The organism is Gordonia sp. CPCC 205515 (assembly GCF_048537925.1).
In the GTDB taxonomy this organism is placed as follows: domain Bacteria; phylum Actinomycetota; class Actinomycetes; order Mycobacteriales; family Mycobacteriaceae; genus Gordonia.
Genome location: NZ_JBCLVJ010000004.1, coordinates 199,674 through 224,127 on the forward strand (window position 1 = coordinate 199,674; position 24,454 = coordinate 224,127).

Here is a 24,454-nt window from a genome sequence, read left to right on the forward strand (position 1 = left end):
ATTTCTCGCATAGGGTGTGGTCGTGTCTGCCACGTCAGCGCGGTTGAGTGACTATCCGCGGCCGAATGTGGCCGTCGATATTGCGGTGCTGACCGTCCTCGACGGCCGCATCCATGTTGTAACACAGGGGTCCGACAACGGGCGGGCGTTACCGGGCCGGTTCATCCGCGAGGGACGCACCGTCGACGACACGGTCCGAGAGGTGCTCGAGCTCAAGCTCGGTCTATCCCCCGACGACGTTCACCCCCACCTGCTGCAGGTGTTCAGCGAACCTGACCGAGATCCGCGTGGGTGGACGATCTCGATCGCGCATTCCGTGGCCTTGCCGTCCGACGAGCTGAGCCAGGCGGTCGGCGAGCTGGAGCCACTGAGTCCCGAGGGCGTGCTGGCATCCGGAGAGCATCTGCTCTACGACCACGACCGCATAGTGGCAGCAGCCACCGACAGTTTTCGTCGACGCTACGAAGACCAACCCGATCCCGACCATCTGCTGCGGCCGCCCTACACGCTGACCGACCTGCGTGAACTCCACGAAGCGGTGCTCGGGCGGCGGCTCATGCGGGATACGTTCAACCGTCGCGTCGAGCCGATGCTGGCGCCCGAGGTGGACAGGTCGGGGAAGCCGGCGACCCGGGTTGGGGGCGGCCGGCCGGCGCGCCTGTACACGCCGACAGGTGAGCCCACTCGGACGTTCGGCTACCGACTGCCGACCGCTGACGACTGAGTCAGCCCTCGAGTAGTTCGATCACCGCGTCGGCGACCGCGCTCATCCCGTCGAACGTCGGATGGAACGACCAACCGGGATGTCGCGGATCGAATCCCCGGATCCACGGCTCGGTTGAGCCGAGGCCGTGGGCGGTGCTGAGTCGGCTCACGGTGACCAACTCGGCGCCACTGCGTTGAGCGGCGTTGACGAATACGGCGTCGAGGGCGCGGGCGAGCGCGCGGAAGGCCTTGCGTTCGGCGGGAGTGAAGGGCGCTTCGGTGGAGGTCGGGGTGTCGGCGTCGAGGACGGTGAAGTAGTCGACCAGGACGACGCGGGCATCGGGTGCATGTCGTCGGACGGCGTCGACGATGGCGACCAGATTGGTGGCGGCCTGCTCCAGTGCTGCAGCGCCGGGTGTGGGAACTCCGTTGCGGGCGAGAAACTTTCCGATGGGCCAGGAGAATCGGCGGCGAATCAGCCAGTGGCGGTACGCCAGTGCGATCATGGTGCCGATGTACCCGAGATCGTTGCCGCCTGCGGTGACCGTGACGAGGTCGGCATCCGTCGGCAGGCCGGAGAGTTGCGGCGGAAAGCGTTGCAGGAGTATGCGTTGCGGGTGGTGCAGGATGGTGTCGGTGGTCGCGCCCGCGACGGTGAGGTCGGTGAGGTCGGCGCCCAGGCGTTGCGCGATCAGATGTGGGTAGTTGCGTGCCGAGCGAGATGCCGCCTTGTCGGCGACAGGTTCGATGCCTGGCCCGGACGCGAAGGAGCTGCCGAGCGCTGCGACGTGGCGGATGGTCGATGGCATCGGAAACTTGCGCTCGTCGGTCATTGAATGCTTACCTCCAAGGATCGGAGTCGACGGACCAATAGGCTTCGTTCCCATTGTGGTTCATCGCCGCCGACGACGAGGCTGTGGGTGTGGTCGAGGAGGAAGTTCAGCGCGGTGGTTGCCTCGAGGCGTGCGAGGGCGGCGCCGACGCAGAGGTGCAGGCCTTTGCCGAAAGCCATGTGGTTGCCGCGATTCTCGGAGTCGAGGAGGATCGTGTCCGGATCTTCGTACCTGGCCGGATCCCGGTTGGCCGCCGCCCACGACAGATAGAGGTGCGAACCCTCCTGCAACGCAACGTCACCCAGCGTTGTGTCGGTGGTGACATGCCGATAGTGGCCGCGGAACGGTGACTCCAGACGCAGCGCTTCCTCGACGAACCGCGGCACCAGCCGGCGATCGGCTCGCAGCCCGGCTACGACGTGGGGATTGTGTCCCAACAGCCAGACCGAGCTGCCCAGCAAACTCACGGTGGATTCGGCTCCGGCCGTGACCAATTGGATGAGAATCATCACCGCGGTGTCCTGGTCGATGGCGCCGGCCACAACGTGCTGGGCGAGGTTGCCGATCGCGGTGTCGTGCGGATGGCGCACCTCGTGGGCGAGGGCGTCGGCGAGGTACGTGGCCATCTCGCCGACGGATTCGACAGCAGCCGAGAGATTCTCGGCGCTGACAACGCCGTCGAGTAGCACGGTGCTGCCAAAGGCCCATCGGATCAGCGTATCGATGTCGCAGGTCGGCAGGCCGACGAATTCCGCGACCACGGCCATCGGGAGACGTTGTGCGACAGCGGTCACCCAGTCGATGGTGTTGTCGCGCAAACCCTTGTCCCACAGTTCTGAGAGCCGCGTGGTGATGAACGGTGTCAGGCCGTGGATGCTCTTCGCGGTCAGCGACGGCATCACGATGGTGCGGTGCCGGCGATGAGCCGGATCGTCGGCGGTCGCCAAGGCGTGGATCGGCGATCCGAGTTCGGCGACGGGAAAGGCGGACACCGTTCCGTCCGGATTCCACACCATCGTCGCCGTGAGGTTCGACGAGAAGTCCGCCGGCCGAGACACCGCTTCGGCGACCAGGTCCCACGACGTCACCAGATAGAACGACGAATCGGCCACCTGGGCGACCGGCGAGGTCTCCCGCAGAGAGGCAAGATATGGGTACGGATTGTGGAGGTCGTGCACCAGAACAGGTTTGCCGAAGGGGTAAGCGATCGGCAAGGGTTGCGGACGAAGTCGACATCGATCCGGTTCACCATCCGGCTCATTGCATCTCACCGGTGGCGATCTACATGGGCTTATGCGTGACAAGCAGCCTGGTCATGTCTCACCATGAGACATGACCTCGGATTGGCTCATCGGGAACGACCGCTCGGATCGGGCGCGCGAGCGCTTGTACTCGCTCGCCACCGAACTGATCGCCCGAAACGGCGTCGACGGACTCGACATCGACGAACTCGCCCGCCGCGCGCATTGTTCGCGGGCGACGATCTACCGCCACACCGGCGGTAAACGGCAGATTGTCGAGGCGGTGCTGACGCGGACATCGGCACAAATCGTGGGAACGGTGCGAAGTGCCATCGACGGCGCCACCGGCCGCAAGCGCACGGAACTCGCCATCCTCACCGCCCTCGAGGCCATTCGCGGCGACCCCATCACCCGCCGCTTGTTGCGATCTCCCACCGTGGTCGACGAGATGCGCGCGGTCACCGGATCTGCGGTGGTGCGCGGTGCCGCGTCGGACCTGATGGGCCTGGACTCCGACGACGACGCCACCGTGTCATTTGCCGTGCGGTCGGTGGTGGCATTGGTGGTGTGGCCGGCCGACGATGAGCAACAGCAGGTGCGGATGCTGATCGGGGCACTCGGCTGAGAGGTGGTCAACTGCGGAACGGCCGGAAGAACTTTCGCAGTTCGTCGGCGTAGAGCTCGGGTTGCTCGAAGGGAGCGAAATGTCCGCCGCGCTCTGGTTCGGCGACGTAGACGGTGTTGGCGACGCGGTCGAGCCATTCGCGGGGTGGTCGGACCACGTCGCCGCCGAAGATGGAGAATCCGGACGGCACCTCGACTCGTCGCGCGTACTGCTCCACCGGTAGAACCGCATTGGCACTATAGGTCCGCATCGACGAGCCGATCGTGCCGGTGACCCAGTATTGCGTGACGAGCGTGAGGATTTCGTCCTTGGTGAAGGCGCGTTCGACGTCGCCGTCGCAGTCGCTCCATGCCCGGAGTTTCTCCACGATCCAGGCTGCGAGTCCGGCCGGTGAATCGGTCAGACCGACCGCCGCAGTCTGCGGTTTGGTGCTCTGCATCGCCGCGTAGGCGCCCTCGACGGCGCCCCACCTCTGCGCGTCCGCCATCCACGCGCGCTCGGCGGGGGTGAGTTCGGCTGGGTCGCCGGCGAATCGGGGAAGTCCGGCGTCCATCCGGTGGACGGCGGTGACCCGGTCTGGATGATCGAGCGCGAGGAATCGGCTGACATGACTGCCCATATCTCCGCCGGCGGCGACGAACCGGTCGTAGCCGAACGCGGACATCAGTTCGGCCCAGCGACCGGCGACAGCGCGGGTGTCGAGTGGTGCGCCCGAGGGGATTTGGGAGTAGCCGAATCCCGGTAGGTCGGGGACGACAACGTCGAATGCGTCGGCGGGATCGGCGCCGTGGGCGGCCGGATCGGTCAGTAGCGGAATCACCTTGAGGTAGCGCCAGAAGGAGTCGGGCCAGCCATGCGTGAGGAGGAGCGGCACGGCCGGCTCGGTGCTGCGTGAGGTCACGTGAATCGCGTGAATACTCAAGCCGCCCAGCGGAACCAGGAAGTGTGGCAGTTTCGCTATGTCGGACTCTGCAGCAGACCAATCGAATTCGTCGGCCCAGTAGTCGACGAGTTCGCGGAGGTAGCCGACATCGGTGCCGAGTGACCAGCCGAACCCGTCGCTCTCGTCGGGCCATCGAGTGGCGCGCAGCCGGGCTCGGAGGTCGTCGATCACTGTGGGATCGGTGTGGGGGACGAACGGCTGTGGCTGGGAATCGCCATCGGGCATGGGGTGAGCGTACGCCGGTTGTCCGGGCACGACGACTGCCCCGATGTCCCTGGTGGGGACTCGGGGTAGTCGTCGTTCGTGGGGTTGTCAGGTGGCTGGTCGCATCGTGGCTGGGTCGTAGCGGGTGACCGACCAGCGGCACGCGATCAGTTTCGGGACGCGGCGGCGTTCGGGTGGCGGGCGGGTGTCGTGGGTGCCGCGGGGGGTAGGTCCGCGTGGGGCTTGGGTGAGGCGTTCCCCGCGTCGGTAGGCGGCCAGGGCTTCGGCGAGGTCGTGGCTGCGGTTGATGCGCGCCTGATTCGGTGGCAGCGTGTCGTCGCCGTTCAACGTCCAGGCGGCACGTCCGGCATCGGGGCCGTCGGACACCATGTGGGTGGTGAACTGTCCGCGTTTGTGCCCGACCATCCGATTGTGTTTCGGGCATGCCGGGGCGAGGTCGATGATGTCGGTCCACCCACCCTGGGCCCAATCCTTCTGCGCGTGGTGGGCTTCGGTGGTCGCAAAGGGTTGATCACAGTCCGGTGCGGAGCAGCCGCCGTCGGCGGCGAACAGCGCGAACCGCTGCGACCGATTGGCAAACCTGTTGGCCCGCCCCAGATACAGCACCTCGGTGCGGTGACCCTCGAACACCGCAAGATGTTGCTGGCATTTCGCGGCCAACTCGATCACGTCACTGATCGGCAGCACCGCGCCCGTCGTCGTTTCAGCGACCCCGGCCTGCTCCCGCAAGGCCTCCTCGGTGACCTTGATGATCAGATGCGGCGGGAGTCCCCGGTGCGACGTGCCGAGCAGACCACCGTCGAGCACTGCTTGCAGGAGGGCTTTGAGTGCGTCGTGGTTGCGTTGCGATTGTGACCGCAGGTCCCGGCGGGCGGCCTCCCGCAACACTTCGTCGTCGACGTCATCGGCACTGCCGCGGGGTGAGTCCGGGTGGTCCGGGTCGTTCATCCCGGGGGCGGCCCAGGCGGCGATCACCACGTCGAGCATCGCCCGCGTCAGCGGGTCCAGGGTGGCCGACAGTTTGCTCATCAACTGCGCATCCTGACCCCGCAGGTTCAACCCTCGTTGGCGGGCCCGGTCGGCATCATCGGTGACGGTGCCATCCGGGTCGAGGTGGGCCAGGATGCGGGCACCGAGTTTCTCGATGCCGGCCGGGCCGTGGTCGCGGGCGAAGTCGGCCATCATCGCCTCCGCGCGGGTCTTTTCTTCGGCCGAGACTTTGGCCGGGATGCGGTCGAGGGTGTCCAGCGCGGCGTGGATGTGGTCGGGACCGACCGCACCCTCCGCCGCGGCCTGGGCCAGGGTCGGGCACTTCGGGTCAAGCAGGTCACCGGAGAGCGCATGAAACTGCAGCAACGCCGCCATATGGTCCTGACGGCGTTTCGGGTCGGTGATCCGCAGGCGCGCGGTCATGAAGTTCGACAGTGTCCGATGCCCCAACCGGCGGTGGGCGTCACGGTCGGAGACGTCCCCGACCCGGCGCAACCCGATCGGATACAACCGTCGGGTGGCATGCTCATGCATCTCCGCGGCGCGGACCACTTCGGCATCCGAAGCGGGAGTGGTGTCGAGTGCGGCGATCCGGTCGATCGCCGCGTGCAACGCGGCGTAGGCGGCGGTCACCTCCGCGTCTGGGGTGGCACCTCCCGGCATCTCGTTATCGAACACGTGTTATAGCTGGCGTACGGACGCGCCGCAAGGGTTCTCACCGGGAGATTCGTCCGGATCACGAGTGGGTGCGTGGGCTACAGTGTGGCCTGATGACTACCCGCACGCGCCCGACGTTCAGGCCCCTCATTGTGGTCGTCGCAGTCGTCGCCATCGTCTTGGTCGGCTTCGTCATCTGGCGCGGAAATCAGTCGGTGGCCGAACAGGACCGTGGCAAGGCGGCCGCGACCGCGCGCTGCATCGCGGCTCTGCGTGATGACATGCGCACCACGTTCGAGACCAAGGGTGGCAACAGCGTCGCCGACAGCGAGAAGTTGGCGGAAGCCGCCCAGTTCACCGAGGTCAAGGTCAAGAGCGCCGAGCTGACCGACGAACAGCGGCAGATGGTGCAGAACCAGGGCAACAGTGTGGACTCGATCGATCGCGCGTGGCGGATCAGCGGCGCCCTGGTCATCCCCGGATTCGCACGTAGTGGGGCGACGTACGGGCCCAACAACACATTTGCCTGCCGCACTGTTGTTTTCAAGGATGGCTCGGCGACCGTCATTCAGCGACAGATCAATTGAGCGCGGGGGTGGACTTACCCGCCCCGACGGCCAGGTGAACCCGGGCCCAACGGCACACAGGTGACCGCGAAGCACCCCGGATTGCCTTGCAGCGGAGCGCGCAATGGGCCCGGACCGCAGGCGATAGCCGTGCAATCCTTCGGTGCGTACGGGCCGAAGCCCAAGGCACCCAAGGCGATGTTCGGATCGGCGAACTGCGCCGGATCGAAGTTCAGGTTCATGGTGGGACGGTACGGCCCGATGTCGCGCATCCTGGGAGCGGTGAACGCCGACACCAACTTCCGGAAGAAGTCGTGGTAGAGCTCACTGTTGAGGCTGGCGCTGAGGACGGTACCGGGATCGGGTGAGACGTCGCCGAGGAAACCGTTCCAGCTCACCAACAATCCGAGGCTGGGCACGATGAAGTTGTTCTGCTGCAGGAAGCCGACCATCGCGTAGGCGTCGTCGGGCAGACCTTCGAGCGGCGCGATCGACGACGTCTGCCGCGACGGGAACGACGGTCCGATACACGGTTGCGCGTTGACCCAGAACAGATATCCGTAGCAGCGGTTCGTCGTGGACGGAGTGCGCAACTGTCGGATGTAGTCCGACGCGATGATCCGTCGTCCCTGCCACGCACCGTCATTGAGCATCAGCAGGCCGAGCCTGGAGTAGTCGGCGGGCGGCATGAACAGGAACGCGTAGCCGTAGGTGTGGCCGCTGCGATCGCGGGACCAGAAGTAGTCGTGCTGTGCAATTCCCAACGGCCCGAACAACTCCTGCTGGGCGAACCGCTGCAGATCCTGACCGACCGCCCGCTGCACCACGAACGCGAGCACATCCGGGCCGTGCTGGGTGTACTCGAAGTATGTGCCCGGCTTGTGCTGCACCGGAAGACTCAGCGCCTGCTTGACGATGTTCGGTTCGACGTCGAGGCCGGCGGGAATCGCTTCGCTGATGATGGACTGCCGCAGCCCCGACGACTGGGTCAGCAAGTCGCGCACGGTGATCGCGGCGTGCGCCTTGTCGACCTCCCCGGCCGGCAGATACCGCGCGATGGAGGCGTTCAGATCCAGCTTGCCCTGGGTGTACGCGATGCCGGCAAGCATCGAGACCACACTCTTGGTGGAGCTGAACAGATTCCACGGGTGGTTCCCGGTCACACTGTTCAACGGCCCGGTGCCGACCAGGCAGTTGTTGCGGAATACCTGGATGTGCGTGCGCAGTCGCGACGCGGCGAAGGCGATCGCGTCGTCGAGGCGGGCCTTGTCCATGCCGACCCGAGCCGGACTCATCGTCGTCGGATCGGCGGCACCGGCCGGTAGTGAGCACTGCGCCTGCGTGGCGGGCGCAGCCTGCGCGGCAGGTGCCAGCACCGTGGCCATGCCCGCAATCAACAACGCGACCAGCGCGGCAAACAACCCGCGCGACCATAGACCCTGAGCGTTCATACTGTCCTCCCCGCGGTCATCTTGGCACGCAGACCGCCGGGTGTACAGAGGCGTGTTGACTGTATGGCCGGAATGTCTAGAGTCACCACCATGTCCGCCACCGATGCGATCGACGCGATCTGCCGACTGAAGTACCGCTATTGGCGGGCGTGCGATGCCAAGGACCCGAAGACGTTTCGGGAGTGCTTCATCCGGTCGGGCGCACACATCGACTACGGCCGGCTAGGAGCCTTCGACGACGTCGAACCGATGGCGCGGATTTTCGAGCAGGTGGCACGACATCAGGTCGACGGCCAGTACGTCATCTTCGACATGCACCACGGCGCGCATCCGGACATCACGCCGACCTCGGACACCACCGCCACCGGCCGGTGGACGCTCAGCTTCCGGCAGGTCAATCTGCTCGACCGCACCGAGACGCTGATGTCCGGGGAGTACGACGACGAGTACGTCGTCGAAGATGGCGAATGGCGGATGTCGCGGTGTGTGTTCACCGAGCGGTGGGCGCTGCGGCAACGGCTCGCCGAGGGCGCGGAGGTGATTCCGGGGACGTTCGCGCCGACTGAGAGTCAGCGGTAGCTGGGAACCGGATTCGTCGGTACGTCGTAGTAGTCGTTGACGGCAGGCGCGGTCATGACGCGCTGCGTGCGTGGCGCACCGACGACGAGCATCGTCGCCACCACGAACGCGATGACCGCGGCCACCGCGACCGGCTCCGGCGCTGGGTAGTACATGGCGACGGCGAGGGGCGCGCCGACGACGACGCCCAGGAATCCGAGTGCTGTCAGGATCGGCAGGGCACGTCCGGAACCACGATGCGGATCGGGCAGCAGGGCACCGAGACCGCCGACGAGGAGCGTCGAGATGACGACGTCGCTGAGTCGGTGCCACCCGACCGCGAGTACCCCGAACTCGATGACGGCCGCCCACGCGCCGGTGGCGGCGATGACGAGCGGACGGACCTGCGGTGGCACCGCTCGCACCAGGACGACGGCGAACGCGGTCACCGCGGCGGCATGACCGCTGGGCGCTGAGTTCACCGTCTCGGCGATCCAGTCGTGGAACGACGGGCGGAGCAGCACATGATCACGAAGGAACTGCGCGATCAGGATCACCACCGGTGGGAACGCGAGCAACGCGAGCGTGGGCACGATCCGCCCGGCAGACGAGCGGGATGCCGACCCCACCCGGATCTGCGCCGCGACGATCACCACGAGCCCACCGAGAATCCACAACGCCGGGTTCGACACCATCTCGACGTTCAGCGCCGCGGGCATCACGTCGATGACCGGGGCGCGGCGACTCAGGTCGAAGAGCTTCTGATCCACCAGCTGACCGAACGACGTCTGTACCGCCACGTAGTAGACGAGCGCGGCGAGCGCGATCGACACGGCGGCGATCGCCGTAGCGCGTACGGCGACGACCCTGCGCGAGGGGGTCAGGAGCTGGGTCACGCGCCCGATGGTAGGCGGTGAATCTGGGAAATTACTGGGTGCGGGTCGCGTGTCCTACGTTCGACTCAGAAACTGGCGTGTGGCGCGCCCTGACCTGGGTCGATCGTGACCGGCCCGTCCTTCGACGGAGCGACGGGGAAGTCGAAGATCGCGGTCGGGATGTAGACGGTGGCGCACGAGTTCGGGATGTCGACCACCCCGGACAGTCGGCCCTCGATCGGGGCCGACCCCAGCAGCAGGTACGCCTGTTCGGGGCTGTACCCGAACTTGGTGAGGTAGTCGATGGCGTGCAGGCAGGCGCGTTGGTACGACAGGTCGGAGTCCAGATACCTCTGTTCGCCGTCGAGAGTGACCGAGGTGCCGGAGAACGCGATCCACTGCGAATACTGCGGGTCGGTGTTGCCGGGCAGGAAGATGGCGTTCTCCGTGACGCCGTAGGTCTCCATGCCGCCCTTGATGAGGTCGACGTGCAGATCCAGGAATCCGCCCATCTCGATCGCCCCGCAGAACGTGATCTCGCCGTCGCCTTGCGAGAAGTGCAGATCGCCGAACGACAGCTTCGCGCCCGGCACGAAGACCGGATAGAAGATGCGGGTGCCCTTGGTGAGGTTCTTGATGTCCTGGTTGCCGCCGTTCTCCCGCGGCGGTGCGGTGCGGGCGGCCTCGCCCGCGACCCGGTCGAACTCGGCCCCCGACAGCGACCCGAGGATCGCGCCGTCGGGTTCGGGCGGCAGCGCGAGCGGTGGCACCCGGTCGGGGTCGGTCGCGATGAGGGCGGCTTCACGAGCATTCCACTTACCGAGCAGATCAGGCGACGGCGCGGTGCCCATCAACCCGGGGTGCACGATGCCGGTGTACTTCACGTGCGGCACATGCCGGGACGTGGCGCTCTGGCCGGCGAAGTCCCAGATGGCCTTGTAGGCGTCGGGAAACTGTTCGGTGAGGAACCCACCGCCGTTGCGGGTGGCGAAGATCCCGGTGTAACCCCAGCCCTGCCCGGCCAGCGGACCCGAATCCTCTTGTGGGATCGGCCCGACGTCGAGGATGTCGACGATGAGGAGGTCGCCGGGTTCGGCGCCCTCGATCGCGAACGGACCCGACAGGGTGTGCACGTTGTTCAGGGGAGCGTTGAGGATGTCCTCGGCGGAGTCGTCGTTGTGGATAGCGCCGTCGAACCATTCGCGGCAGTGGGCGCGGAAGGTGTCACCGGGTTTGACGGTGACGGCGGCGGGAATGTCGGGGTGCCAACGGTTGTGACCCACGATCTGCTGATCGGTGAAGCTCTTCGACGAATCCAACGGAAACAACAGTTCTGGCATCACGCACTCCCTGTGGTCGGTTGTCTCCTCACCATAGGAGTTGCTTACGCCGTCGGCAGGGTGAATTGCCGACTATGGTGACGGCATGCCGACCTACGTCTTTCGGTGTCCGGGTGAGTGCGCCGATGTCACCGAGCAGTATTCGATGGCGGCTGTGCCCGATTCGGTGCACTGCCCCGAGTGCGACGCCGCGGCCCGACGGATCATCGGGGCGCCGTCGCTCGGGGTGGGGAGGTCGGTGGGGATGCGGCTGCAGGATGCGACTCGGGCCACCGCGGACACACCGCAGGTCGTGTCGAGCCCACCTCGGGGTGGTCGGGCCACTCCGGTCACGTCGAATCCGTTGCATCGCAAGCTGCCGCGGCCGTGATCCGCCTACAGGACTCAGCCTTGGCGAGCGGAATCTGTGGATAACAAATTCTGGCTATCCACATGCCTGTCGGCGACGGTACTGCTGTGCCCGATCTGTGCTATGCACTCACCACGGGCTTGGTGCGGAACAGGTTGAGCTTGTAGGTCGTCACCGGCGGAGCCCACCCGAAAAGCCGCATCCCGTAGCGGTACTTCGCCGACCATCGCTGTGCCACCGACGGTTGTGGCTGGGCGAAGGTTCGGGACTCGATCAGTTGGAGTCCGAAGTCCTGCAGCGTCGTCGGGTCGTCGCAGATCCACTCCATCCGCGCCGGTACAGCCTTGAACACGGGGTTGCGGTCCTGGCTGTTCATCATCAGGTGACCACCGGTGTCGAAGGCGATCAGGGTGTCCGGAAAGACGGTCGACCATCGTCGAAGTGTTTCGTGGACTTGGTCTTCCGGAAAGTAGAGCAGCACGGCTTCAGTGAGCAGGAAGACCGGACCGCCGCGCTCACGGACCTGATCGTGCCAGTCGTCGTCGAACAGTGAGCCGGCGATCATCGTGTACCGCTCGGAGTCGGTGAAGAACTTGCGGCGCAATGCCATTGTGTCGTCGACGTCGAGATCGAACCAGCGCACCCGGCCGTTGTCGAGGCGGTCGAACCGGGTGGACAAGCCGCAACCGAGGTCGACGACGGTGCCGTCGGGGTGTGCGTCGAGGAACTCGCGGACGTACTGGTCGAAGATCGACGCGCGGAGCACGGCGCCGACGAGTGACGGTCCGCGGAACTTGGTGAAGTCGTAGTCGATCGCGTCAACGAGTTCGACGGCTTTGCGGTCACCGAGCATGCTGCTGCGTGACTGCGCATCCTGCGCCCGGCCGTAGAGCGGGATCAGGAGCGTCTCCTGCACTTCGCCGAGTGTGATCTGTTCACCCATACCCGTGAGCCTAACTTAGGGTCACCTAATTCGCTAGGTCATCGAGCGCTTGGATCGGCCGCCAGTCGATCCAAGATCGCATCGAGGTCGGCCCGAGACCACCAGCCACCGTCGCGCACGACGCCCGAGATCTCATGCAGTGCTGTGTGATCGGACAGCGGATTGCGTTGCAGCAGCACGAGGTCGGCGTGAAAGCCCTGGGCAACCTGGCCGTGGGTGTCTGCCCTGCCGAAGAAACGTGCCGCGTTGGAGGTGGCCATCTGCAGGATCGTCACCGGGGACAGTCCGGCGTCGGCCAGCAGATCGAACTCGTCGTGCAGGGCGAAACCGGGGATCACCCAGCCTGCGCCGTTGGCGTCGGTACCGGCGATCATCGGAACACCCTTGTCGGCGAACAGCTTCGTCATCCGCAGCTGGGCATCCCAATGTTCCCGCAGCGCCTTTCGTGTCTTGTCGGGAAGCTTGGCGAATCGTTTGGTGGCCTTGCGCCACCGCTTGAGTTCTGCCGGTGCAATGTATCGCTGTCGTGGATCGTCCTGATGCGCAGGAGTATCCGGGAACTGTTGGGTGTGCAGTCGGATCAGCGTCGGGCATTGCCAGGTGTCGTGCTCGATGAACAGGTCGGCGAGCTCGGCGGCTTTCGCCTCGTCGTACGTGGTGTCGGCGACGTGCAGTTCGTGCGCGGCATCTGTCGACGTCAGCGCTGCGGGGTTGATGACCAGGCGAGCGATCAGGGCATTGAGTACCCGTTCCATGCCAGGGAGCTTCACTTTCGGCAGCTTGATCGACTTCTGCGGTTGTGCCCGAAGCGTTTTCTCCTCGGTGGAGGCGGCGGTGTAGACGGTGGCGCCGGGTCCGAGATGCTCGATGCAGCGCATACCGTGTTGTGCCGCCTCGCGGGGGTCCACATCGCCGGGTAGATGGCCGTCGAGCGGGAGCTCGAGCCGTTGTGCCTCGGTCAGCGCGGCGAAAAAGCCGTCGTGCTGGGTCATGCCGGCCTTGATGAAGTCCGCACCCAGTTTGTGTTGCGTCCGTACCTCTTTCGCTGCGTCCTCGGCGGTCGACGTGTTCATGGGGGTGAGCAGTGTGCCGCAGGTTGCGAGGAGTTCGGGTGCGCCGGTGGGCGCGGGCAGTCGACCCGCGGCGCGATCGGTGAGGAGCTCGGGGCTGCCCGACATCTGTCGGAATCCGACGACGCCGTTGGCGAGCATCAACGCATACGCTCCCGCAACCTCTTTCGGCCAGTTCAGTGCGTGAGTGTGGGCGTCGATGAAGCCGGGGACGACGTACGTCCCGTGGCCGTCGATGGTCTGCTCGTCGGTGGTGGCGCCGGTGTGCGTGATGGCCGCGATCTTGCCGTCGGCGATGTGGATGTCTTGGTGGGGATGCAGGGTCTCGGTGCGGACGTCGACGACGGTGGTGTCGCGGATGGTGAAAATGCCGCTGGTGGTGGGTGGGTGGACGTAGGCGGGTGGCACTGTGGTCCTCTTTGTTGTCGTGGCTGCACGTTTCGACACGCGTCGGGCTCGCTTCGCTCGTCGCTGCTCAACGAGCGGGGTGGAGAGCGTCCTTGAACAAGTTTGTGGCGTTCGCGCCGACAACCTTGCGCCACTCCCCGTGTTCCTCCGGCCAGCCTTGGTCCAGCATGGCGGCGAGCATGTCGACGGCGCCGGCAGGGGTGAAGCAGAAGTCGCTGCCGTAGAGCAGGTGATCGGCGCCGAAGCGGCGGGTGAACGCGCCGAGCTGATCCGGCAGCGGAGCACCGGCGAGATCGAACCACAAACGCTCCCAACCGAGATCGCCCTCGCCGCTGATCATGCCCGCGGCGCGGAAGAGCTCGACGCGACTGATCATCGACGGCAGCACGGCACCGCAGTGCGGCACCACGAACCGGATGTCCGGATGACGCACAAGCACGCCGGCGGTGGCGAGATGCACGATGGTGCGAGTGGTGTCGAACAGGTACTCCAGCAGCGGCGCGGGAAAGCCGACGAGGGCCGGATCGAACGCGGGAGGTGCGGTGGGGTGGATGAACACCACGGCCCGCTGAGCGGAGAGCTCCTGCCACAGCGGCTCGAGACTCGGATCACCCAGATAGGTTCCATGCCCGTTGGATTCGATACCGACTCCGGCCCGGCCGGGAACTCCGGCGGTGCGTCGTGCCTCGGCGATCGCACCGTCCACATCCGGAAGGGGCAGGGCGGCAAAGAATCCGAAGCGGTCGGTGTGGGCGGTGTGGAGCCCGGCCATGAAGTCGTTCACCTCGACTGCGAGCGCCGTCCCGGCGTCGTCGTCGCCGAAATGCACGCCTGGCGAGGAGATCGACACGATGGACTGCGTGATGCCGACCTGATCCATCATCGCCAGATGGGCGTCGACCGACCAGTCCGGCCAGCCGGGCATCGCGTCGGGCACGGTGTGACCGGCTGCCTTGGCCGCGTCGACATACCAGTCGGGCAGGACGTGCGCATGGACGTCGACGAGGTCACTGGTCGGCATCGGAATCTCCTGTGCGGTTCGCGAATCGGGCGAAGTACTGCAGTGCTTCGGGACTGTCGACAGTGTCGACGCCGATCACCTGGCCGAGTGGACGACCCTGGATGAGGCGCTTGACCGGCACCTCGAGTTTCTTGCCGGTGCGGGTATGCGGCACCGCGGGGACGGCAATGATGTCGTCGGGCACGTGCCGCGGCGACGCCTGGGTGCGGATGGCGTCGGTGATACGCACGCGCAGGTCCTCGTCGAGATCCTGCCCGTCGGCGAGCACGACGAACAGCGGCAGCCAGTAGGTGCCGTCCTCGAGTTCTGCTCCGATGACCAGTGATTCGGTGATCTCAGGCATTTCGTCGACGATGTCGTAGATGTCGGCGCTGCCGAGCCGCACCCCCTGCCGATTGAGGGTGGCATCGGACCGGCCGGAGATGATGATGCCGCCGCGCTCGGTGACAGTCACCCAGTCGCCGTGCCGCCACACGCCGGGGAACGTGTCGAAATAGGCGTCGTGATAACGGGTCCCGTCGGGGTCGTGCCAGAAGTAGATCGGCATCGACGGCATCGGTGAGGCGATGACCAACTCGCCGACCTCGCCGACGGTTGGTTCGCCGTTCTCGTTCCAGGACTGCAAGTCGACGCCGAGCAGTGGGGTCGCGATCTCGCCGGGGTAGATCGGGGTTGCCGGTGCGGCGCCGGCGAATCCGCTGACCACGTCCGTGCCGCCGCTGGTTGACGCGACCTGGATGTCGGCGCCGACCTCGTCGTGCACCCAGTGGTAGCTCTGCGCGGGAAGCGGTGCGCCGGTGCAACCGATGACGCGCAGGCGTGAGAGGTCGTAGTCGGTGCCGGGATGCAGACCGGCTTTGGCGCTACCGATGAGATAGCCGGGTGACAGGCCGAGGACGGATACGTGGTGGTCGGCGGTGATCTCCCACAACCGTTGCGGCCCTGGATATATGGGGTTGCCGTCGTAAAGGACGATGGTGGCGCCGACGAGAAGACCCGACGCCACCATGTTCCACATCATCCAGTTGGTGGTGGTGTACCAGAAGAAGCGGTCGGCAGGGCCGAGATTGTTGTGGAGGCCCAGCAGGCGCAGATGATCGATGACCACGCCGCCGTGACCGTGCACGATGCCCTTCGGTACGCCGGTGGTGCCCGACGAGAACAGCACCCACAGCGGGTCGCTGAACTCGACCCGCACGAACTCCGGTTCCGCCGGCTGTGCGACGACATTGTCCCAATCAGCTTGGCCTACTGCGCTGTCCGAGGATTCCCACGACTCCAGGATGGGAACCCGCAGCAGGGCACGGACGGTCGGCAGGTGGGTGAGGAGTTCGGCCACCTCGTCGCGGCGGTCGTGCGCTTTGCCGGCCCAGGTGTAGCCGTCGGCGGCGAGCAGCACGGTCGGCTCCAACTGGCCGAGCCGCGCCTGCGCACCGGCAGCACCGTAGTCCTGCCCGCATGCCGACCACACCGCACCCAACCCCGTGGTGGCCAGCATCCCGACGACCGTATGCAGCGAATTGGGCAGGTAGCCGACGACCCGGTCGCCGCGGTGCACGCCCTGTTCTTTCAGCCAGCGTTGCACCGCCCCGACCATGCCGCGCAACGTATCCCACGACACTTCGGATGTGTGTCCGGCCTCGTCGATGGCCACGATCGCCGTGCCGGCACCGGTGCGACGCAGCGCGTGCTCGGCGTAGTTGATCTGCGCTCCCGGGAACCACCGGGCGCCGGGCATCGACCGGTCCGGGAGGACGTCGTCGGGGGCGTTGTCCATCAGCACGTCGAAATGGGCGGCGACCGTCGACCAGAAATCGGCCAGGTGTGTCACCGAGTAGGTCCACAGATCCCGATAGGTCGGGTAGCTGTCCCCGGTCTGCCGGGACACGCGTTCGGTGAACTCCGCGAGCTGGGTGCCGGCCACGGCGTCGGGGTCGGGCATCCAGATCGGGGTGGAATCGGTTGAGGTCGTTTCGACGGTCATGGTGCTCCTGGTGACGGCGCTGGTTGCGGCTCTCCGTCGAGTGTAGGTTTCGGCAAGCGGCGTGGTCTCGGGCGTCAGCCGGCGGAGTGGGCGCCGGTCATCAGCCCGGCGAGATCCTCGGGCATGAGGAACGACGGCGGCGGGGGCGGACCCCAGCTGAACAGTCCCTTGGCGCCTTCGACGACCTCGGGGGTCCAGAGCTGGTCGTCGACGATGGAGTCCATGTCGGAGTAGTACTCGCTGAAGTTGCCGGCCGGATCCTTGAGGTACCAGAAGAAGTTCGAGCCGGCGTAGTGGCGGCCGAGGCCCCACACGTGCCGTTCCGGGTCGTCCTCGAGCATCCGCATGGCACCGCGGCCCACCTCGTCGACATCCTCGACCTGCCACGACGTGTGGTGCAGGAAGCTCACCGGCGCCTGCTGCACCAGCACGTTGTGGTGATCGGTGGAGCAACGCAGGAATGCGGCGAGACCGGGCACTTCGTCGCTGATCTTGAAGCCGAGTCCGTGGGTGAAGAACCGTTGGGTGACAGCATGATCGGTGCTGCCGATCACGGCGTGCCCGAGCTTGCGGGGCTTGACCGGGTTGCGACGGACGACGCCGGGGGCTCGGCCGGTACCGCGGTCGATGCGGCCGGGGCCGTTGTAGAGAGTGGGCTCGACCCGCGGCTGGGTGATCCGGGGCTGCACCTCCACCGTCGCGTGCAGGCCGGTCGCCTCCTCGATGGCCGACAGCGAACCACCGTTGCGCTGAAACGGAATCCCCAGCTCTGCCAGATTGTGGGCGATGCGGTCGATGTCGTCGGGGTCGTCGGCGCCGACCGTGAGGGCGACGAGCCGGCGGGTGGGGGAGTCGATGATGCGGAGTTGCCGGCCGCCGTCGGCGGTGGAGAACCAGCCGTCGGTCTCCGGTGTCAACCCGAAATCGGTGTAGTAAGCGGAGGTCTCGGCCACGTTGGGTACACCCATGGTGATCGAGGCCAGGCGATGGAGAGGCATGGTGGGTCCTTACTTGGTTGCGGCGACGAAGGTTTGGTGGAGTTCACCGATGCCGGTGATCCAGCTGTCGAGGTGTTCCCCGGCCTGGAGGAATCGCTTCGGTTCGCGGCCCGCGCCGATCCCGGCGGGCGTGCCGGTGAAGATGACGTCACCCGGGTACAGCGTGACGTTGCGCGAGAGTTCGGCGACGAGTGCGGCGATGGGGAAGATCAGGTCGCGCGTGCGACCCTTCTGCATCTCCTCGCCGTCGATGCTGCAGCCGAGTTCCAGGTCGTCACGGTCGGCGACCTCGTCGGTGGTCACCAGCCACGGACCCTGCGGCGAGAAACCGGGGAACGACTTGCCGAGCCCGAACTGCGGTGCCGGACCGCGGGTCTGGGTGATGCGCTCGGAGATGTCCTGTCCGACGGTGAGTCCGGCGACGTGGTCCCACGCCTGATCCTCGCTGACGTCGGTGGCCTCACGACCGATGACGGCGACGAGTTCGACCTCCCAGTCCACCGCTCCGCCATCAGGGATGACGACGGTGGTGTCGGGGCCGGAGAAGCTCGACACGTACTTGGTGAACACCGGCGGCAGATTCTCCGGTGAGTCGAAGCCGGACTCGGCGGCATGCTCGTCGTAGTTCAGGCCGATCGCGAACACCTGCCGCGGTGCCGGCGAGGGTGCACCGAGCTTGCTGCGGTCGATGGCGAACGTCGTTGCCGCGGAGACATCAAAAGATGCTGCCCACGAGACGATTTCGGTCCAGTTCTGGTAGGTGTCGGTCGGTTCGGGGCGGAAGCGGCCGTCGGTGGCGGTGGCGATGTCGACGCCCTGCTCGGCGCCGGGCTCACCGGTCACCAGGGTGGCGCGGCCGTCGTAGTTGGCGATACGCATGTTGTGAGGCTTTCTGTTGGGGGCCCTTCGAGACGCTCGCTCGGCTGGCGCCTCGCGGGCTCCTCAGGGATCGGAGAGGGGTAGTGGGTGGGATCAAACCATCGGGGTGATCGGCTGTTCGACGCCGAGCAGCGCCTTGCCGTAGACCTCGTAGCTGACGGCGGGGGACACGATGGCGTGGCGGGCGGCGACCGCCGAGTCACGCCAGATCCGCTGCAGCGGGCTGACTTCGGCGAACGATCCGGCACCGTGGGCGGAAAGCAGGATGTCGATGGCGCGGGTGATGCAGTCCGCGACGTACCCGGTGTCCGAGCGGACGCGGGAGCGGGTCAGGTAGTCGGGGTAATCGCCACGGGCGGCGGCCTCGTCGATGTCCGCGGCGGCGCGGTAGGCGTGCAGGTGGGCGGTGTCGATGAGGCGGGCGGCCTCGGCGATCTGCAGCTGGAAGGCCGTCGACTCCTTCTGCGAGGTGAAGAAGGTGTAGGAGATCGGCTTCTTGGGCGCCTTGTCGATGACGAAATCCAGTGCGGCACGACCCATGCCGAGCTGCGGTCCGACGAGCACCAGGGCGAGTACCGGGATCAGGGCGGAACGGTAGAGTACCTCGTCGGTGTGCGGGGTCTGGTAGTGGCCGCCGATTGCCGGCGGAACGCTGAGCACCCGGTGGTCGGGGACGAAGATGTCGTCGGCGATCAGGCAGTTACTGCCCGAAGAGCGCATGCCGGCGACGAACCAGGTGTCCTCGAATCCCATGTCCGAGCGCGGGATCAGCGCGCATCCCTGGTCGACGACGTTGCCGTCTTCGTCGGTGATCGGGATACCCATGACGGCCCAGGTGCAGTGGTAGGAGCCGGAGTTGTAGTACCACTTACCGCTGACGCGGTAGCCGCCCTCGACCTTGCGGGTCTCGGCGGTCGGGGCGAGCACGCCGGACACCTTGGCATCGGGATCGGCGCCGAAGACCTCGTCCTGCGCCTGTTCGGGCATCAGGCCGACCAGCCAGTTGCACACGTTGGTGAGGGTGACGACCCACGACGTTCCGCCGTCGGCCTCGGCGACCGCCGATGAGACGTCGAGCATTGTGCGCATGGAGGTTTCGTAGCCGCCGTAGCGCTTGGGCACGCTGATCTTGAACAGGCCGGCATCGGTCATCGCCTGGATGCTCTCCTCGACGACGCGACGGTCCTTCTCGCCCTGCGCCGCATTGGCGGCGAGGAGGGGCTTGAGTTCGCGGGCGCGGGCGACGAGCTCGGCGGCGGTGGGGATCTCGGTAGTGGGGGCGGTGGTGGTGGTCATGGTGTTCTCCTGGTTGGGGTTTGGGGTTTGGGTGGTTGTGGAACGGGGTGGGTCTCGATGCGCTCGGCTCCTTCGTCGCCGGGCTTACTCGACCAGCGGAGAGCGTGAATCAGCTTGCGCAGGCGGTGATCTGGTCGATGATGGCGGGGCGGGTGCGGGCGGCGAAACCGGAGTGGGTGCCGAAGGTGCGGTGGCCGTAGACAAGTGGCGGGCGGTGGGTGGAGGCGGCATGACGGACGGCGCCGATCAACAGCAGGTGATCGCCGGCTTCGACGGTGCGCCACAGGTCGCAGGCGGCCCAGCCGGCGGTCTCGTCGAGGCGGGGCAGGTTGTCGCTCATCGACCACGGGTTGTCGCCGAAGCGGTCGGCGCCGCGGGTGGCGAAGGAGACCGCGACATCGTCTTGACCGGAACGCAGGACGTTCACGCCGAAGCGCCCGGACTGCAGGATGTGGGTCAGCAGCGTCGACTGCCGGTCGAGGGCGATCGACAGCAACGCCGGCCGCAGCGACAGTGACGCCAGTGAACTGACCGTCGCTCCGTGCGGTCCGTCGCCGTCGGCGGTGGTGATCACCGTGACGGGTGCGCACACGCCGGCCATCAGATCGCGGAAATGTTGGTCCAGCATCGGACACCTCCTAAATAATCATGATTAATTGCGTGGCTCACACTGTGCCGGTGATGTGGGTCACCTGTCAAGGGTTTGGCCAGAATTAATCATGATTTTTTCGAGCGAAGCGCGCGAATGGCCGTCTACCTGCGGTGACGGCGATGTGGCCGGTGCTGATTCAGCGAGTGGCGGTGGTGGTCTCGTCCACCGGTGCCCGCAGCATCATCGACGGGTCGGTGCGGCGCAGCGCATCGATCGCGGCGGGGGCGTCGCGGTTGCTGAGGGCGACGACGAAGTCCTCGATGACCTGCGCAAAGTCCTCGAAGTAGACGGCGACGTCGCGGGTTCCGTCGTCGTCGGCCTGCTGCAGGCGTGCACGGACGTGCGACGTGCCGACGTCCATGATCGACAGGTAGAGGCTGTCGAGGAGTTGGCTGCGACCGAGGCCGGCGAAGTGTTCGTGGACGTTCCACGCGGCCCAGATGAACCCGGGGACGTCGCGGCGGTCGTGAGCTTTGTGGACGGCGCCGAGGAGGTCATTGAACTCGTCGATGTCGGCGTCGGTCAGCCGGGTCATCACCTCGGAGACGAGTAGCGGTGCCAGCGCGTCGCGGATCTGGATCGACTCGGGGAGTGCGGTCACGTCGCCGGCAGCTTCGCGGAACCACCCGTTCATCCGGGAGAGCGGCGGGGGCTCGGCGGCGAAGATGCCGCCTCCGGGGCCTGGTCGGGAGGTGATGATGCCGCGTTCCAGGGCGAGCTTGATGGCTTCGTTGATGGTGCCGACCGAGACTTGGCATACCTGCCGTAGATCGTCCTTGCTGCCGATGCGGTCACCGGGCTGATGGTCGCCGGACAACCGTGCGATCTTGTTGGCCGCCAACTCGGCCCGGGACAGTCCGACCGGGACGGTGCCCGGCAAGTTCATTGCGCCGTGCCATATTTCGGGCGTCAGTGCGGGAATGTCGGGGGGCTCGATCGGATCCGATGCGGCACCATGGGTGGTATCGGTCATCGGTCCCTCGGCAGTGGCTACTCGGTGTCGCACGTCGTTCGTGTGACGAATGGGGCAATCGTACCGAAAAGATCATGATCGATTGCCCATTGCGGGTCCGATCAGACCGCGACGGCCGGTGCTGTGACTCCCGCGGTCGCGTCGATGATCCAGACGGAGACGGTATTCGCGACGTAGTTGACGATGAGTACGCGGATGGTGTCGCCGACGACCTGCCCGAAGACAAGACGCCCGACGTCGCCGGACAGATCGCCGACCTCGTCAGCAACGCCGGCGGTGTCCCGGGCGGTCACCGCGGTCCCGAGTTGGTAGGTGTCGATCCCGAGGCTGACGTAATTGACCACCGTGCCGACGCCGGGCACCCACACCACGATCGACGACGCGAAGGCTTCCCACTGGTCCTCCCACTCCTGTGAGTCCGGCTCCCAGGTGGTGGGCGGTAGCGCGATCGTCGGGATCAACGACGTCCACCACTCGTCGGAGGTCGCGGTTGCGGCCACCCGCGTCGAGGTGGACGCGCCGAGCGTCAGGTTCTGCACCAGCGCGATCAGTGAGGCGGGTACCGAGGTGGTGGTGCCCAGCAACGACGCCAGCGGCGACGCGTCGGCGGCCTGGATGACGGGCGTCTCCACGGCTGAGGGTTCCGCGATCGCAGGCGTGACACTGGTCGAGCCCGCATCGACGGTCTCGGCCACAGTGACGGCTGAGCCATCACTGGCTGCCGGTGTCGGCGTAACCGTTGGTGCCGAGGCCGCGGGAGTCGGATCGGAGGTGGTCGTTGCCGATGTGTCTGCCGCGGACGTGGCCGGTTCGGCCGCCGTCACGTCGGTGGCCGTGGTTTCGGGCGTCGGCGTGGCCGATGGCGTTGCGGAGGAGTTCGGCTCCGGGCGGGTCGGGCCCGTCGCGGGACCTGTCGTGCTGTCGGCCGTCGGCTCGCTGGTGGGGTCCGACGACGGTGCGCCGGCAGTGTCGTCCGTCGTGGGGTCGCCGGTCGGCTCGGTCCCGGTGGCCGACTCTCCGGTTGACGATTCCCCGGTGCCGGACTCCGCAGTGCCTGACTCCGCAGTGCCGGACTCCGCAGTGCCTGACTCCCCGGTGCCGGCAGACGTGGTGCTGTCGGACTCGGCGGTGCCGGAGCCCGTCGTGCCGGCGTCCGCGGTGCCAGCGGAGTCTGCAGTGCTGGAACTGGTGCCGCCGGACCCGGTGCCCGTGGCGGAGCCGTCGTCGGCGAGGGCGGTCCCCGCGCCCATCGCGAGCAATCCCGCTGCGGAGAGTCCGACGGCCGCCGCCACGAGTTGTGTCCGACGTGGCAGGGCCCGGCGCGCAGTCATGCGCTGATTCTGCCTGTGGGCGACCGCCGTACGGAAGGTTTCCGTCCAAGGAAAGGCGTTGTCGCGCATGTGAAATTGGTAACGCTCCGTCGTTCTGCGCGATAGGTTCCGGCGTCGTATCATGCCGGCCGTTTTCGTCGTTCGGCTTGTGCCTGCATCTGGCGTCGACGATCCAGCACGAACCGGAGCGCAGCGCCGAGGGCGCGGATGACATGCCACCACTGCTGACGCTCGTCCTCGAACCGCGCGGCGTCGCGGGTGTCTCCGCGTCTCAGGGCGTCGGCCTCGGACATCTTGCAGCGCTGGGCGTTGCGGGCGCAGACGCGGAGGTAGCGCACCAGCATGGGTGCGTCGTGGCCGGCCATGGCGGCCACGCCCGCCGGGTCTGCGGTGGCGCGGTCGTGCAGGAGGTCGAGCACGCCGGTGAGGCCGGGCGGAAGGCTCGCGCCAATCGCTAGTCGATTGGTGAGCGGTGCCGAAGGGCCGCAGGCGATTTCGATGCTCAAAGCGTGGTCGCGCACGAACGCGAACCACATGGCCAACGCGGTCGCCAGGTTGGCCGGGTGGAATACCGAGCATTCGATACGCAGGGACGCGTGCACCTGGCCCTTGGCGAGATGCAGCGAGACACCCGGCCACTGATCGGCACCGGTGGCCAGGAACAGGGCGGCCTGCCCGGGATCGGTGATCCCCTTGCACAACACGGCGTAACACTCCATCGCCGCGACGTCGGGCAGGGTGCGCAGCCACGAAGTGACGGGATGTGTGGGCAGTGGAATCCGGCCCTCATCGTCGACGTCGACGACGGTGCCGGTCATCGCTGCCAACGCGTCGATGGCCAGGCGGTGGAGTTCGTCCTCGTCCTGCGGACTGACCGCGAACTCGATCAGCGGCTCCGTTGGAGCCGAAACAGCTTGTATAGCAGAGCCTTGCGCCAGGAGGGTCGGATGAACGACGTCGTAGACGTCGCGGAGGGCACGCACGCTCAGCGCGGCCAGCCGATCTACGTTTCGTCGGCCGGTCTCGACGATCAGGTCGCCGTTGCGCAGTTCTCGCCACCCGGCGTCGTCGAGCATCTCCCGTCGGCTCAGTTCGTGATGCGTGCTGCAGCGGAGGCGGCACCGGAACCTGCGTGCCGCGGTGACGCTGAGCGTCATCGCGGCGTGCATCTCCACGTCGTCGTCGAACGGGCCGAAGCGGAGCTCGTCGCCCTGCTCCAGGACCGCGATGCGGTCACCGAGATCGATGCGGAAGCGGCGCCACGCCGCCTCGATGTCGTCGTCAAAGCTCAGCAGAGTCATGGTGACCCCTCTCAGTCGCAGGATGGGGAGCGTTACCGCTCGACCCGATAGCCCTGCAGGCTACGACGAGGGTCCGACAGAAATGCTATTCGCGCTGCTCAGGCTGCTCACAGCAAGTACTCAGGCCCGGCCTAGGTAGTTGGTCGTGGGAAAGTCGCGTGGTCGACTTCGCGTTTGTCCGTCGTTTCCGCGCGGCAGGCTTTTCGGTGTGCGGACCCCCACCACCACTCGCCGCACTAC

23 protein-coding genes are annotated in these 24,454 nt (G+C 66.6%); 5 read left to right on the forward strand and 18 right to left on the reverse strand.

What is annotated here, in order from left to right:
* Nucleotides 1-22 precede the first annotated feature (22 nt).
* Nucleotides 23-724, forward strand: coding sequence for an NUDIX hydrolase (locus AAFP30_RS06140; RefSeq protein WP_419228984.1), 702 nt, complete (start codon nucleotides 23-25; stop codon nucleotides 722-724).
* 1 nt (nucleotide 725) lies between these two features.
* Here the strand turns inward: AAFP30_RS06140 and AAFP30_RS06145 are convergent, their stop codons facing one another.
* Both AAFP30_RS06145 and AAFP30_RS06150 read right to left on the reverse strand, forming a co-directional pair.
* Nucleotides 726-1,538 (reverse strand): SGNH/GDSL hydrolase family protein, encoded by an 813-nt coding sequence (locus tag AAFP30_RS06145; RefSeq protein WP_419228985.1) that lies wholly within the window; start codon nucleotides 1,536-1,538, stop codon nucleotides 726-728.
* Nucleotides 1,535-2,716: a cytochrome P450 gene (locus tag AAFP30_RS06150; RefSeq protein ID WP_419228986.1), complete on the reverse strand. Its 1,182-nt coding sequence runs from the start codon at nucleotides 2,714-2,716 to the stop codon at nucleotides 1,535-1,537. Before AAFP30_RS06150 ends, AAFP30_RS06145 begins: the two co-directional genes overlap by 4 nt.
* Before the next feature lie 154 nt (nucleotides 2,717-2,870).
* Between AAFP30_RS06150 and AAFP30_RS06155 the strand changes: the two genes are divergently transcribed.
* The gene (locus AAFP30_RS06155) at nucleotides 2,871-3,404 is read left to right on the forward strand and encodes a TetR/AcrR family transcriptional regulator (protein ID WP_419228987.1); all 534 of its coding nucleotides are present in this window, start codon (nucleotides 2,871-2,873) and stop codon (nucleotides 3,402-3,404) included.
* Between the two features lie 7 nt (nucleotides 3,405-3,411).
* On the opposite strand, the gene AAFP30_RS06160 is transcribed toward AAFP30_RS06155, so the two are convergent.
* Nucleotides 3,412-4,572, reverse strand: a complete 1,161-nt coding sequence (locus AAFP30_RS06160; RefSeq protein WP_419228988.1) for an epoxide hydrolase family protein — start codon at nucleotides 4,570-4,572, stop codon at nucleotides 3,412-3,414.
* An 87-nt stretch (nucleotides 4,573-4,659) separates the two neighbouring features.
* The gene (locus AAFP30_RS06165; RefSeq protein ID WP_419228989.1) at nucleotides 4,660-6,225 is read right to left on the reverse strand and encodes a DUF222 domain-containing protein; all 1,566 of its coding nucleotides are present in this window, start codon (nucleotides 6,223-6,225) and stop codon (nucleotides 4,660-4,662) included.
* 107 nt (nucleotides 6,226-6,332) lie between these two features.
* Here AAFP30_RS06165 and AAFP30_RS06170 point away from each other — a divergent pair, with 107 nt between their 5' ends.
* Entirely contained in the window at nucleotides 6,333-6,806 is a 474-nt protein-coding gene (locus AAFP30_RS06170) for a hypothetical protein (RefSeq protein WP_419228990.1), read from the forward strand.
* A 14-nt stretch (nucleotides 6,807-6,820) separates the two neighbouring features.
* Here the strand turns inward: AAFP30_RS06170 and AAFP30_RS06175 are convergent, their stop codons facing one another.
* Complete coding sequence (locus AAFP30_RS06175) at nucleotides 6,821-8,236, reverse strand: serine hydrolase domain-containing protein (protein ID WP_419228991.1); 1,416 nt, start codon at nucleotides 8,234-8,236, stop codon at nucleotides 6,821-6,823.
* 90 nt (nucleotides 8,237-8,326) lie between these two features.
* Between AAFP30_RS06175 and AAFP30_RS06180 the strand changes: the two genes are divergently transcribed.
* Nucleotides 8,327-8,815, forward strand: coding sequence for a nuclear transport factor 2 family protein (locus AAFP30_RS06180; protein ID WP_419228992.1), 489 nt, complete (start codon nucleotides 8,327-8,329; stop codon nucleotides 8,813-8,815).
* On the opposite strand, the gene AAFP30_RS06185 is transcribed toward AAFP30_RS06180, so the two are convergent.
* Both AAFP30_RS06185 and fmdA read right to left on the reverse strand, forming a co-directional pair.
* Nucleotides 8,806-9,690: a phosphatase PAP2 family protein gene (locus AAFP30_RS06185; RefSeq protein ID WP_419228993.1), complete on the reverse strand. Its 885-nt coding sequence runs from the start codon at nucleotides 9,688-9,690 to the stop codon at nucleotides 8,806-8,808. The two genes, AAFP30_RS06180 and AAFP30_RS06185, sit on opposite strands and share 10 nt — an antisense overlap.
* A gap of 65 nt (nucleotides 9,691-9,755) precedes the next feature.
* The gene (fmdA, locus tag AAFP30_RS06190) at nucleotides 9,756-11,009 is read right to left on the reverse strand and encodes a formamidase (RefSeq protein WP_419228994.1); all 1,254 of its coding nucleotides are present in this window, start codon (nucleotides 11,007-11,009) and stop codon (nucleotides 9,756-9,758) included.
* 85 nt (nucleotides 11,010-11,094) lie between these two features.
* On the opposite strand from fmdA, the gene AAFP30_RS06195 reads away from it, so the two are divergent.
* Nucleotides 11,095-11,379: an FmdB family zinc ribbon protein gene (locus AAFP30_RS06195; protein WP_419228995.1), complete on the forward strand. Its 285-nt coding sequence runs from the start codon at nucleotides 11,095-11,097 to the stop codon at nucleotides 11,377-11,379.
* A gap of 100 nt (nucleotides 11,380-11,479) precedes the next feature.
* Here AAFP30_RS06195 and AAFP30_RS06200 read toward each other — a convergent pair whose 3' ends face one another.
* The 11 genes from AAFP30_RS06200 to AAFP30_RS06250 form a co-directional block, all read right to left on the reverse strand.
* Nucleotides 11,480-12,301, reverse strand: a complete 822-nt coding sequence (locus AAFP30_RS06200) for a class I SAM-dependent methyltransferase (protein ID WP_419228996.1) — start codon at nucleotides 12,299-12,301, stop codon at nucleotides 11,480-11,482.
* 38 nt (nucleotides 12,302-12,339) lie between these two features.
* Complete coding sequence (locus tag AAFP30_RS06205; RefSeq protein WP_419228997.1) at nucleotides 12,340-13,779, reverse strand: amidohydrolase family protein; 1,440 nt, start codon at nucleotides 13,777-13,779, stop codon at nucleotides 12,340-12,342.
* A gap of 67 nt (nucleotides 13,780-13,846) precedes the next feature.
* Entirely contained in the window at nucleotides 13,847-14,800 is a 954-nt protein-coding gene (locus AAFP30_RS06210) for an amidohydrolase family protein (protein ID WP_419228998.1), read from the reverse strand.
* The gene (locus AAFP30_RS06215; RefSeq protein ID WP_419228999.1) at nucleotides 14,787-16,784 is read right to left on the reverse strand and encodes an acetoacetate--CoA ligase; all 1,998 of its coding nucleotides are present in this window, start codon (nucleotides 16,782-16,784) and stop codon (nucleotides 14,787-14,789) included. Before AAFP30_RS06215 ends, AAFP30_RS06210 begins: the two co-directional genes overlap by 14 nt.
* Nucleotides 16,785-16,858: 74 nt before the next feature.
* Entirely contained in the window at nucleotides 16,859-17,782 is a 924-nt protein-coding gene (locus AAFP30_RS06220) for a VOC family protein (RefSeq protein ID WP_419229000.1), read from the reverse strand.
* Nucleotides 17,783-17,791: 9 nt separating this feature from the next.
* Nucleotides 17,792-18,661 carry a fumarylacetoacetate hydrolase family protein gene (locus AAFP30_RS06225; RefSeq protein ID WP_419229001.1) on the reverse strand — a complete coding sequence of 290 codons (870 nt, stop codon included), beginning with the start codon at nucleotides 18,659-18,661 and terminating at the stop codon, nucleotides 17,792-17,794.
* 93 nt (nucleotides 18,662-18,754) lie between these two features.
* Nucleotides 18,755-19,957 (reverse strand): acyl-CoA dehydrogenase family protein, encoded by a 1,203-nt coding sequence (locus AAFP30_RS06230; protein ID WP_419229002.1) that lies wholly within the window; start codon nucleotides 19,955-19,957, stop codon nucleotides 18,755-18,757.
* Between the two features lie 109 nt (nucleotides 19,958-20,066).
* On the reverse strand, nucleotides 20,067-20,585 hold the full coding sequence (locus AAFP30_RS06235) for a flavin reductase family protein (RefSeq protein WP_419229003.1): 519 nt from the start codon (nucleotides 20,583-20,585) through the stop codon (nucleotides 20,067-20,069).
* Nucleotides 20,586-20,745: 160 nt separating this feature from the next.
* The gene (locus AAFP30_RS06240) at nucleotides 20,746-21,582 is read right to left on the reverse strand and encodes a FadR/GntR family transcriptional regulator (protein WP_419229004.1); all 837 of its coding nucleotides are present in this window, start codon (nucleotides 21,580-21,582) and stop codon (nucleotides 20,746-20,748) included.
* 101 nt (nucleotides 21,583-21,683) lie between these two features.
* The gene (locus tag AAFP30_RS06245) at nucleotides 21,684-22,913 is read right to left on the reverse strand and encodes a hypothetical protein (protein WP_419229005.1); all 1,230 of its coding nucleotides are present in this window, start codon (nucleotides 22,911-22,913) and stop codon (nucleotides 21,684-21,686) included.
* Between the two features lie 119 nt (nucleotides 22,914-23,032).
* Nucleotides 23,033-24,214: a TY-Chap domain-containing protein gene (locus AAFP30_RS06250; protein WP_419229006.1), complete on the reverse strand. Its 1,182-nt coding sequence runs from the start codon at nucleotides 24,212-24,214 to the stop codon at nucleotides 23,033-23,035.
* Nucleotides 24,215-24,454: the final 240 nt, after the last annotated feature.